This is a genomic window from Deltaproteobacteria bacterium (assembly GCA_003194485.1).
Taxonomy (GTDB): Bacteria; Desulfobacterota; Dissulfuribacteria; order Dissulfuribacterales; family UBA3076; genus UBA3076.
On sequence record PQXD01000029.1, the window covers coordinates 1 to 10,166 of the forward strand.

8 protein-coding genes are annotated in these 10,166 nt (G+C 50.2%); 2 read left to right on the forward strand and 6 right to left on the reverse strand.

The genetic code is table 11. The annotated features are described in order from the left end of the window. Positions 1-251: 251 nt before the first annotated feature. Positions 252-842 (forward strand): hypothetical protein, encoded by a 591-nt coding sequence (locus C4B57_10895; protein PXF52484.1) that lies wholly within the window; start codon positions 252-254, stop codon positions 840-842. 530 nt (positions 843-1,372) lie between these two features. Here C4B57_10895 and C4B57_10900 read toward each other — a convergent pair. The 4 genes from C4B57_10900 to C4B57_10915 all read right to left on the reverse strand — a co-directional run bounded on the left by C4B57_10900 (position 1,373) and on the right by C4B57_10915 (position 6,257). Next, entirely contained in the window at positions 1,373-2,332 is a 960-nt protein-coding gene (locus C4B57_10900; protein PXF52485.1) for a hypothetical protein, read from the reverse strand. Positions 2,333-2,372: 40 nt separating this feature from the next. Continuing rightward, positions 2,373-4,493: an ABC transporter permease gene (locus C4B57_10905; GenBank protein ID PXF52491.1), complete on the reverse strand. Its 2,121-nt coding sequence runs from the start codon at positions 4,491-4,493 to the stop codon at positions 2,373-2,375. 110 nt (positions 4,494-4,603) lie between these two features. Next, positions 4,604-5,308 carry an ABC transporter gene (locus C4B57_10910; protein PXF52486.1) on the reverse strand — a complete coding sequence of 235 codons (705 nt, stop codon included), beginning with the start codon at positions 5,306-5,308 and terminating at the stop codon, positions 4,604-4,606. A 1-nt stretch (position 5,309) separates the two neighbouring features. Then, complete coding sequence (locus tag C4B57_10915; protein PXF52487.1) at positions 5,310-6,257, reverse strand: ABC transporter; 948 nt, start codon at positions 6,255-6,257, stop codon at positions 5,310-5,312. A 30-nt stretch (positions 6,258-6,287) separates the two neighbouring features. Here C4B57_10915 and C4B57_10920 point away from each other — a divergent pair, with 30 nt between their 5' ends. Next, positions 6,288-6,710, forward strand: coding sequence for a hypothetical protein (locus C4B57_10920; GenBank protein PXF52488.1), 423 nt, complete (start codon positions 6,288-6,290; stop codon positions 6,708-6,710). A gap of 196 nt (positions 6,711-6,906) precedes the next feature. Here the strand turns inward: C4B57_10920 and C4B57_10925 are convergent, their stop codons facing one another. Continuing rightward, a complete protein-coding gene (locus tag C4B57_10925) occupies positions 6,907-9,627 on the reverse strand; it encodes a hypothetical protein (GenBank protein ID PXF52489.1) in 2,721 nt (906 codons plus the stop codon). Beyond that, the gene (locus C4B57_10930; GenBank protein PXF52490.1) at positions 9,521-9,988 is read right to left on the reverse strand and encodes a hypothetical protein; all 468 of its coding nucleotides are present in this window, start codon (positions 9,986-9,988) and stop codon (positions 9,521-9,523) included. Before C4B57_10930 ends, C4B57_10925 begins: the two co-directional genes overlap by 107 nt. Between the last annotated feature and the right edge of the window lie 178 nt (positions 9,989-10,166).

Here is a 10,166-nt window from a genome sequence, read left to right on the forward strand (position 1 = left end):
AGGGATGATAGGCGGCTTATTAAAAGCACGCCGGATACTGATAACGATTAGATCCAGGATTCGCTATAGGTGAGAGTTCCGCCGGACCTTTTTATGGAGCTGTTACAGGCCCAGCAGGGAACTTGCGCCTTATAGGTACCTAAATGTTCAACTAGCTGTTTTTAAAAAAGAAATATTTTAACTTGACAGGGGTAAGATAGGATGTCCTCTTAAGGGTTACCGACACAGGATCTGGCATAGACAAAGAGACCATGGAGCGCATATTTGAACCGTTCTTTACGACCAAGAATATGGGCAAGGGCACCGGTCTTGGTCTGGCTTCTGTATATGGCATCATAAAGGCCCATGGCGGATATATTGATGTGGAATCGAAGAAAGATCATGGCACCACCTTCAGTATTTACTTGCCTGAATCAGGAAAAGAGGTCCAGGAGCTTGTTGTCAAAACGCCAGTGGAAAAAACCATCAAAGGGACGGAAACAGTCTTGCTGGTGGACGATGAAGAGGCTATCTTGGAAGTGGGAAAGGATCTGCTTGAAGCCGTGGGCTACCGAGTGCTTTTAGCCAGGGATGGAAAAGAGGCCATAGAGGTTTACAGGAAGAATCAGGATGAGATAGACATAGTCGTTTTGGATATGGTCATGCCCACTATGGGTGGCGGGAAGGCCTATGACAAAATGAAGGAGATCAATCCCAAGGTAAAGGTTTTACTTTCAAGTGGTTACAGTATTGATGGTGAGGCGGCCGAGATATTAAAGCGGGGCTGTAAAAGTTTTATCCAGAAGCCATTCATGATAAATGTGTTGGCGAAGGAAATAAGGGATATTTTGAACAAGAAATAGGCTATGCCCTGTACGGAACATCACCTTCGAAGAAGCATTTCCACCCGTAATATTCACGGTCTTTGATGGAAATTCTCTGGTCTTTCAGCGCGGCATTTACGGCCTTGGCATTATACCGAGCATTCTCAACGCCCGGGCAGACAATGACCTTGATAACGGATCGTCAGACTCCAGATAAGGCCGGATGTACCTGGCTGCATCCAGTTCAATCAACATCTCGGGATATACCCGGGCCAGACGCCCTATGCCCCACAATGCCCCTCTCCTGAGGGGCTCGTATTCCAGGAAGTTCCCATCTTCCCTGATGTAAGAAAGCAGAATGCGGACATATTCTTCGGCAAGACGCGGATGGTCGGGATCACTATCATAAAAAACTGAAATGAGCGGGCTGATGGCCTTGCGTGGAGGGATCTTTCCAAGCTCCCTTATGACCTGTTCCGGATCACCTGACCCCAGGAGCTCGCGTACCCTGCGGCGAAGTATCCGGGGACTCTCCTCTTTCCTGTCTCCTGTACTGTCGCGTCCAATAGCTACGATTTGTCAGGCCCCTTCAGCATCTCTTGAGGTCCCTTCATCCAGTTGTCCGCCTCCCAGTCCGGCAGCATGAACGGATAGCCACTTCCAGAGGAGACGGCGGGGTAGCTCTTGTCATCCTTGCCGGTCTTGGCAAAGATGGACAGGGTGTATTCTTGAGCGCCCTTCAATTTGATACTCCAGACCGGACTCGTGAAGTCTTCCTTCTTTCGGTCATCTATGTATCTCTCGCAGCGCAGGTTGGAAAGGGTGACAAGCAATCTGTCCGGCTTGGTTTTATCTGCTTCTTTGCCGTCCGCAGTCCGCCAGGCCGTCTCGGCTTTCGCAGACGGCGGCGCGCTCCCGGTGCCGGCCTTTGCAGACGCCTGGGTCCGGGTAAATTCTGCCGCCTCCCCTCCCCTGCTGATATGTATCGCCCGGATATCATCTTGATCAAAGGAAAGCACGGTCTTGTCCCTGATACTGTCCACTGTCTGGTCGAACTTGTCCCTGAAATTGCCCCTGGCGTGATAGACGCGGCCGTCATCAGCCAATTTCACAAACGTGTGCCGGTAAGACATGGCCGTCTTGCCCACTTCAAATTCCCTCTTGAGTGTGTTGCCGGTCCATGCCTTCACGGTGATTTTTTTGTCATCGTCCAGATCGTAGCGGCTGTAGTCCCTGGATTCCGAAACCATTGCAGTCACGGCAAGATCTCCGATGGTGTCGAGCATCTCCATGACCTTGCCCGCATCGGCGGGATACCCCTGCGGCGCAATGTACCACTTGCCGTCTTTCTTGTTCAGGACAATGGACGTGCCTGCCCTTGAAATCTCAATTTTAGAGATCGCCTTTCCGGCGACAGGAGGAATTTCAGGTAATTCGTACAGGGCCCTGTCAGGTTTGCGAAGGACCAGATACAGGGACAGGGCTATAATGACGCCAAGAAGTATGACATATTCCTTCTTTATCTTCATTCGCGTTCTCCGTGCCCAAATTCAGGCGTGCTGATCCACTTCAGGCGCTTCGCTTCTGGAACATCATCCGGATGCGTTTCTTTCGCGAGTGGCGGCACGACCAGACCAAAAGTCCGGAAATGACCACAAGCACCGGCAGCCCGACGATATTAAAGGATTTGATAAAGGTCCTGGTTCCTGCCCCTGTCTCATCGAGGGGGTTGAAACGCTGCTCCTTGCTCCGCATCATGGCGATTGCTTCCCGATTGTTCAGGAAGTCCAGTACGTTCATGATAAACATGGCATTGGGGCTTCTTCCTTCCGGGTCCAGCATATTATTTTTGAGTATCTCAGAGGACGCTATCAGAAAAATCTTGCCCGGCTTGCCCCTGGACAGGAATTCGCCTCTTGCCTTGATCTTTGAAAGATCGATCCCGGTTCTTTCCTTGGCAGGCCCTTTGGCCGCTGTCTTTTCTGAATCACCCGAATCCTTCTCATCCGCCGGCCTTTTCTCCGGGATGGATTTTCCGGCAAAGTAACTGGGGAATTCCCCTTCAATAATATATGAAAGCGGCAGGCTTTGCTGCTCATCAACCGACTGCGGCGGCCGGATGAACATGGGATTTAAGTCTATCCGGCCCTTCATTTCCCAGGACTTCTCTGAAGAGGCGAACAGTCTGTGAGCCTCCAGACCGTTCTCCCTGATACGTTCAGCATCAAGCTCAAGGGGCGAGATCTTTGCCGCAACCAGTCCCTTGATGTTCCGCATGAACCCCAAATCGCTGTTGATAAACCCTTTCTTGATGACGGGGGCGAAGTATATGGCCCTCTCGCCGCCGCCGAACTGTGCCGGAATCCTCTGTTTATAGCAATTTTCGTCCATAACATAGGACTTGCTGATACGGATGCCATAGTGCTCCAGTAGTCTTTCAAGCCCTGTATTGAGAGGGACATACGAGGGTACCTGGCCGTATCCAAAGGACTGCTCCCTGGGAGGACTCACTTCATTAAAGGCGTCCAGAAACAGGGCCAGACTTTTCCCTTGCATCAGGAACTGGTCGATCTGAAAGAGCTCATAGTCGGTAAAGCTCTCTGTAGGCCCGGCAATCACCAGACAATTCAGGCCTTCAGGGATAGTCTCATCCTTGAGATTGACATCCTTGATAGTGTAGTTCTCAGAGACCAAGGCCCTGAAGTTTGATGCTGCATTCTGCCTGTCAGGTTCCATCAGGTTCATGGGAGAAGCGTTCGAGATATCCAGTGTTCCGTGATCTGCCAGAAATCCCAGGTCTTCATTGATGTCGATGAGCGATTCCACGCCCTCATTGATGATCTCTTCCAGCTCGTCCATGTCAACAAGTTCATAACGCTTCCCGATAAGAGGGATCTGCAGGATACGGATCAGCGGGACCTCAATTACTTTGTCCATATATTCAAGTACAAGGCCGATGGCACCTTCGCCTGGTTGAATCTGTCCCCCGGAAAGGGCCGGCCATTTGAGGCTCAGAATGTGATATTTTTCGAGCTCCGCTTCTGCATTCTCATCCTTTGTCAAATCCAGGTACTTGAATTCAAGCTTTCCGTAGTTCTTCCTGTTCAGTTTCTCCACGATGTCTTTCAGCTTTTCAGGAAGCTCCGGAAGGTCTTTCAGGCCCATGAAGGAAGCGACGATATCCAGTGAAGAAGAAAGAAACAGCTTGACCTGTATCTTTTCCGGCAGGTTCAGCAGGACGCTGATCTTGTTGTTCAGTTTCCGGATCGCCGTTGTCAGCTTATATTCCAGCCCGTCTGTGGACGTAATGGTCGGAATCCGTTCAATAAGGTCGCCGTGAATCAGTACCAGGCCCATATAGGCCTTCTGAAACTTGACCTCGTCTTTTTCGACAACCTGGATCTGGACGGGATAAATCCCATAGTTTTTCGCCAGTTCCTGGTTCTTTCCGGCCTCCTGGCTTATGTCGCCCTCTTCCGGGCTCACATCATAGAAATGGTAGTTAAAATATTCGTTGGCATAGATGGAATATTCCTGCAGGAGGTCGTGAAGATACCGCTCCGTATTGTTATGCGGGGCAGGAAGATCCTTTGTGAAAAAGACGTTTACAGTGAGCGGCTCCGAGAGTGTGGACACGGCCTGTCTGCTCGCTTCTGAGATGGAGTAAATCTTATTTGCGGTGAGATCCATCCTGAAAAAGAGGGTGATGCCCGCCACATTAATCAAAACGATGACAATCAAGTAAATGAAGAATTTGATATACTTTCCAGATCTGTCTTTCACGCCCGTTCCCCTTTTCCCTAACTCCTTTGCTCCATGGCCAGACGCGCGCCATAGATGCCGACAAAGCAGACGCTCATGAAATACAGGACATCCCGTGAATCGATAACGCCCTTTGAGATGTTCTGAAAATGGAAATCCGCGCCCAGATATTCAAAAAACCCCAGCAGTGAATGGGGCAGAAAAAAGAGCATCTTGTCAATCAGTGTCAGGCCGAAGCAGACTGCCATGCCGATAATAAAGGCAACAATCTGGTTTCGGGTAAGCGATGAGGCAAAGAGCCCAACGGCAGAAAATGCGGCGCCCAACAGGATTGCACCGATATAGCCTCCCAGGACTGGCCCCCAATCGAGCTGGCCGAGGAATGAGACAAAGACGGGATAGGCAAGTGTCGGGAGCAACATGGTTGCAAGAAATGCAACAGCAGCCAGGAATTTGCCCAGGACCACGTCCCGAAATGTCACCGGCATGGTGAGCAGGATCTCATAAGACCCGACATTAAATTCCTCGGAAAAGAGCCGCATTGTGACAGCCGGCACCACGAATGAAAAGACAGTGGGAAGCAGGACAAAAAAATTCCTCAGATTTGCCTGATTATATAGAAAGAATGGCGTAAAGAAGAACCACCCTGTTATGAGAAGAAAGATCGATATCACTATATAGGCGATGGGGGATATGAAATAGGCTGTAAATTCTTTTTTGAAGATATGTCTGACCTGTCGCATATCAGTTCTCCCTGGTGAGCTCACGGAACACGTGTTCAAGTGTTTTTTTCTGCTGGTAAAACTCCAGCAGAATCCAGTCAGTCCGTCTGATTTTCCGGTAGATCTCTCCCCGGAGGTCTGAAGGCGACCGGCAGGTGAGTCTCATGTGCAGAATATCCCCTTTTCCCCTAAGCTCCCTATCGACCGGCACCACCTCTGCAACACCATCAATGGAATGGAGCTCCCCCTTTGCGGCCTCAAGGTCGGCATTCTCGAGGCAGATGTTGATGATATATTCTCCACCGGCTGATTGCTTGAGGGTCTCCGTGCTCCCGTCCGCCACGATCCTGCCCTGGTTGATGATCACAATGCGGTCACATGTGGCTTCGGCCTCGCTCAAAATGTGGGTGGAGAGGATGACGGTCTTTTCCTTGCCGATCTGTCTGATGATATCCCTGATCTCAACGATCTGATTCGGGTCCAGACCCGAGGTAGGTTCATCCATGACCAGTATCTCAGGATCATCCATCATGGCATGGGCCAGGCCGACCCGCTGCTTGAAGCCCTTGGAGAGTTCCCCTATAGATTGGTGCATGACCTCGTTCAGGCCGCAGAGGTCTGCGAGGCGGCGGATGCGGCTGAGTTTTCGCTCCCTGTCCAGTCCCCGGATGTCCGCAACATAGTCCAGATAGTCATAGACCAGCATGTCGTGGTAAAGGGGCGCCGATTCCGGAAGGTATCCAAGGAGCTTTTTTATCTCCAGAGAGTCCTCATCAATTGAGAAGTCTTTGACGCGGATGCTCCCGGAGCTGGGCCGGAGGAAACCGGTGAGCATCCTCAGGGTAGTCGTCTTGCCTGCGCCGTTTGGGCCCAGCAGCCCGAGGATCTCCCCTTTCCTGATATCAAGGTTGATTTGATCCACTGCGCAGAGATCTCCATAATACCTGGTCAGATTTTCTACATGGATCATGTATTACTTCCTCTTCGTTTTCCATGAATAATGGCTGCAGTGCAGAGGTATAAACCACCGGTGAAGATAAAAATTTATATGCATGTTTTGCTGGCTGTCAAGGCCGTTTCGGCACTTACATCAGTAAATATTCTTATGAACCCGTTATATCCTGCCTTGGAGCGGTTGCCTTTTTGCAGGGTTTCAAAGCTCACTCATCGCAGACCGGAGAGGCAGTGCAATCCGGCCCGCTACCCAAAACCCCGAAAAAAGGCAAACCGCTCCTGCGGCAGGGGGCACGGATGGCAACCGTTCACTGGAGGGGATATTTCTTTGAACAGTTTAACGGAAGCCCCCGTAGTTTTCTCGGCTTTTGCTGTGGGGAAAACTGCATCGCCTGAGCGCAGCGTAAGGCGAATGCAGAGGGGGCAGGACATCCCCCATGTCAAAGGCCTTAAGAAAACAAGGGGCTAAAGTGTGAAGTGAAAAGAAATATCCCCTTCCCGTGAACGGTTTGCGGAATGGACTACGGGTTCACCGAATAGATGCTTTCATCATTATTACGGGGTGATCAATTTTCTAACTGACGGTCCTTGACTATATCAAGGCTGGACGGTTTTGCTCGTTGATTCAGGTAATTCCTCTGTTTAGAAGCCCGGTCACACAAATCCTATTTTTTGCTCAGGATATCCCTTATCTTCTTGGACAGCTCATTTATATTAAACGGTTTTTGAATAAAGCCGTTACAGCCGCGCTTGAGTATCTTCCCGGCTTCGCCCTCTATGCTGTAGCCGCTTGAAAGTAAGACCTTGACATTCGGAGAGACTGCTTTGATCCTGTCATAGACCTCTCCTCCACCCATGCCCGGCATGATCATATCCAGGATCACCATATCAATGTCGTCATGTCTCTCCTTGAAAATCTCTATGGCCTTTTCCCCGCTTCCGGCCACCATGACCTTGTATCCCAACGCCTCGAGCATCTCCTTGCCGGTATCAAGGATCCTGTCCTCATCGTCTATAAAAAGTATGGATTCTTTCCCCTTCAGCACTTTCTCAGAAGGCCCCGTCTCTTTAATCGGCCTATTGCCCGAGGCAGGCAGGTAGATATTAAAGTTTGTTCCCTGACCGGGTTCACTGTAAACGTTGATGATTCCCTTGTGGCTCTTGACGATCCCATAAGTCGAGGCCAGACCCAGTCCTACACCCGCGCCCATCTCCTTGGTTGTAAAAAACGGCTCAAATATCCGCTGCAGTGTCTCTTTATCCATCCCTATCCCGGTATCAGTGACCGATATCTTCACATATCTGCCGGGTTCCAGGTTATAGGGCTCCAGGTAAGACTTATCCAGTGTAACGTTTCTTGTTTCGAGGAAGAGGTTTCCTCCGCCGGGCATGGCGTGCCAGGCATTGACATAGAGATTCAGAAGGGCCTGCTCTATCTGCCCCTGATCCACCTCAACCGCCCACACGTCTTTTTCGAGCTTCGTATGCACAACAATCTCTTTTTGGGTTCGACAAAACATATCGGATGAATTTTTGATCAGCATATTTGGATCGGTCGGCTTTGGCTCATATCTTCCTCCCCGTGCAAATCCCAGGAGCTGTCCGGTCAGGCTGGCGCCGCTGGTAACCTGCTGCTCGATCTTCTTTAGCATATCATAATGGGGGTGCGAGCTGTCAAGATCCAGGAGCATCAGGGAGGTATAACCCTGAATACCCATGAGCAGGTTGTTGAAGTCATGGGCTATCCCGCCGGCCAGCGTACCAACGGATTCCATCTTCTGGGCCTGAATGAGCTTGGCTTCAAGTTCTTTCTGATAGGTTACATCCCTTATTATGGAAGAGACTCCGATCGTATTTCCCTCGCTGTCTTTGATCGGAGAAAGTGACAGGTCGACATCAATATGCCGGCCATCTTTTGTCTTTCTCTTGGCCCCCTGGCGTGCAATGGTCCCTCCTTTACTGATTTCTTCGACAAGGAGATGACACTTTTTTCTTTGTTCCTCCGGAACGATAATATCTATAAATCGTCCCACAGCCTCTTTTTCCTTATAGCCGAAGATCCTCTCGGCCGCCTTGTTCCAACTGCTAATCCGACAATTGAGGTCTGTAGCGATAATGGCATCCTGTGAGTGCTGAACAACACTGGCCAGGTATTCAATCTCCTGGCGCGCCTTTTTTCTTTCCGTGATATCCCTTATCACGTGGATGACCTCTCTAACTCCATTCCCGGCATCAGTGATAGGATAATAATAGATCCGCAGGTGCCTGTTCAGGCAAGGCTCCCATAGTTCACCCCTGTGAGAACGACAGTCTTTGACCACCAGAGGCCGGGGGCAGAACTCCGGCACATGGTCCATGCCGTGGAGGAGTTTATAACATCTCTGGCCGACGATATCGGTTATATCTTTCCCCACTAGTTTGGCCAGGCCCTTATTCGCTCTTCGAATGGTATACGTCCTGTCCACCAGGAAAATGGCATCTTCAATGGCGTCGAATGTCGTCTCCCATTCCTCCTTTGCCTCCTGGATAGCTTTCATCAGCTTTTTTGTCCCGGTCACGTCTCGTATGATCCCCTCATAGCCGAGCACGTTCCCGTTTTCGTCTCTTCTTACATTTGATGTGATGAGCACGTCGATTCTGGTCCCGTCTTTCTTTTTGAACTCGACCGGGTAATCTTTGACAAAACCGTCTCTTTCAATCCTTTCCTGGAATCGCCTCCTGTCGGCATGGTTGTAATATACGGCCTCTGCCGATTCCAGGTTCAGGATCTCTTGCCTGCTGGCATATCCCAAGAGTTCAACCCCGGCCCGGTTGATTTCAGCAAACCTCCCTTCCCGTGTGGTGATGTAGATCATATCTTTGGATTCGTCGAATATCCTTCGATACTTTTCCTCTGATTCCCTGAGCTCCCGGCCCTTCTTTTCAAGGTCCTTTTCAAGCTCCAGTTTGCTCAAGCAGTTTGAGACCGTGTTTAATATCGCTTTGGCTTCAAACGGTTTTTCAATAAAATCATAGGCATGGAGCCGAAAGCTGGTGATGGCCCTCTCTTTATCGGCATAGCCGGTGATCATGATCACTTCCGTGCCCTTGCCCATCTTTTTTATCCTGCCCAACACCTCGATTCCGTCCATGTCGGGCATGACGATATCCAGGATCACCAGGTCAAAATCATGAGCCGCCGCCATTTCCAGGCATTCCGAGCTGTTCCGGGCGGTTGCTACATCATAGCCCTGGTCTTCAAGCAGGCCGCCCAGGGACTTCCTTATCCTTTCCTCGTCATCACATATCAAGATTCTGTGTGAAGATGGCACCTTTTTCCTCCTTCTCGGTATCACTGACAGGCAGATAGACCCTAAAGACAGAGCCTTTGCCCGGGTCGCTCTCAAAATTTATGCGCCCGCCGTGTCTTTCCACGATACCGTAACTGACGCTCAGGCCCAAACCCGCACCGATAGGCCCCCTGGTAGTGAAAAAGGGATCGAATATCCGGCCCTGGTCCTCTTCAGTGATCCCGATACCGTTATCCCGGATGCTAATTACAGCATAGGGATCTTTCTTTTTGACGGAAATATCGATTGTGCCCGGCCCTCCCTTTCTCTCAACCGCTTCGCACCCATTGTTTATTATGTTGAGTAAGACCTGCTCGATCTGTCTCTTATCGGCAAATATTTCGTCGATCTCAAGCTCTTCCAGCACTATCCTGACATTGGCCCACTTGGGGTCGGACCGGTGAAGGGCAATAATCATTTCTATGGAATCTTTTATGCTGAACCGGGAAAATACCGGCCTCTGGATATTTCATATAAGATACAGGCAGCAAGCACCGGGTAGGCTGCTTGCCATACAATTACTGCCATTGGTCTGAAGATTCTTTCATAGAGCAACCATTTTTTGAGTCAACTCCTCAATTTTTCTAATTTTTTTT

Coding starts and splice junctions, on each gene's coding strand:
- C4B57_10895 (PXF52484.1), top strand. CDS start 252: ATGGAGCGCATATTTGAACCGTTCTTTACGACCAAGAATATGGGCAAG.
- C4B57_10900 (PXF52485.1), bottom strand. CDS start 2,332: ATGAAGATAAAGAAGGAATATGTCATACTTCTTGGCGTCATTATAGCC.
- C4B57_10905 (PXF52491.1), bottom strand. CDS start 4,493: ATGGATCTCACCGCAAATAAGATTTACTCCATCTCAGAAGCGAGCAGA.
- C4B57_10910 (PXF52486.1), bottom strand. CDS start 5,308: ATGCGACAGGTCAGACATATCTTCAAAAAAGAATTTACAGCCTATTTC.
- C4B57_10915 (PXF52487.1), bottom strand. CDS start 6,257: ATGATCCATGTAGAAAATCTGACCAGGTATTATGGAGATCTCTGCGCA.
- C4B57_10920 (PXF52488.1), top strand. CDS start 6,288: ATGGCTGCAGTGCAGAGGTATAAACCACCGGTGAAGATAAAAATTTAT.
- C4B57_10930 (PXF52490.1), bottom strand. CDS start 9,988: ATGATTATTGCCCTTCACCGGTCCGACCCCAAGTGGGCCAATGTCAGG.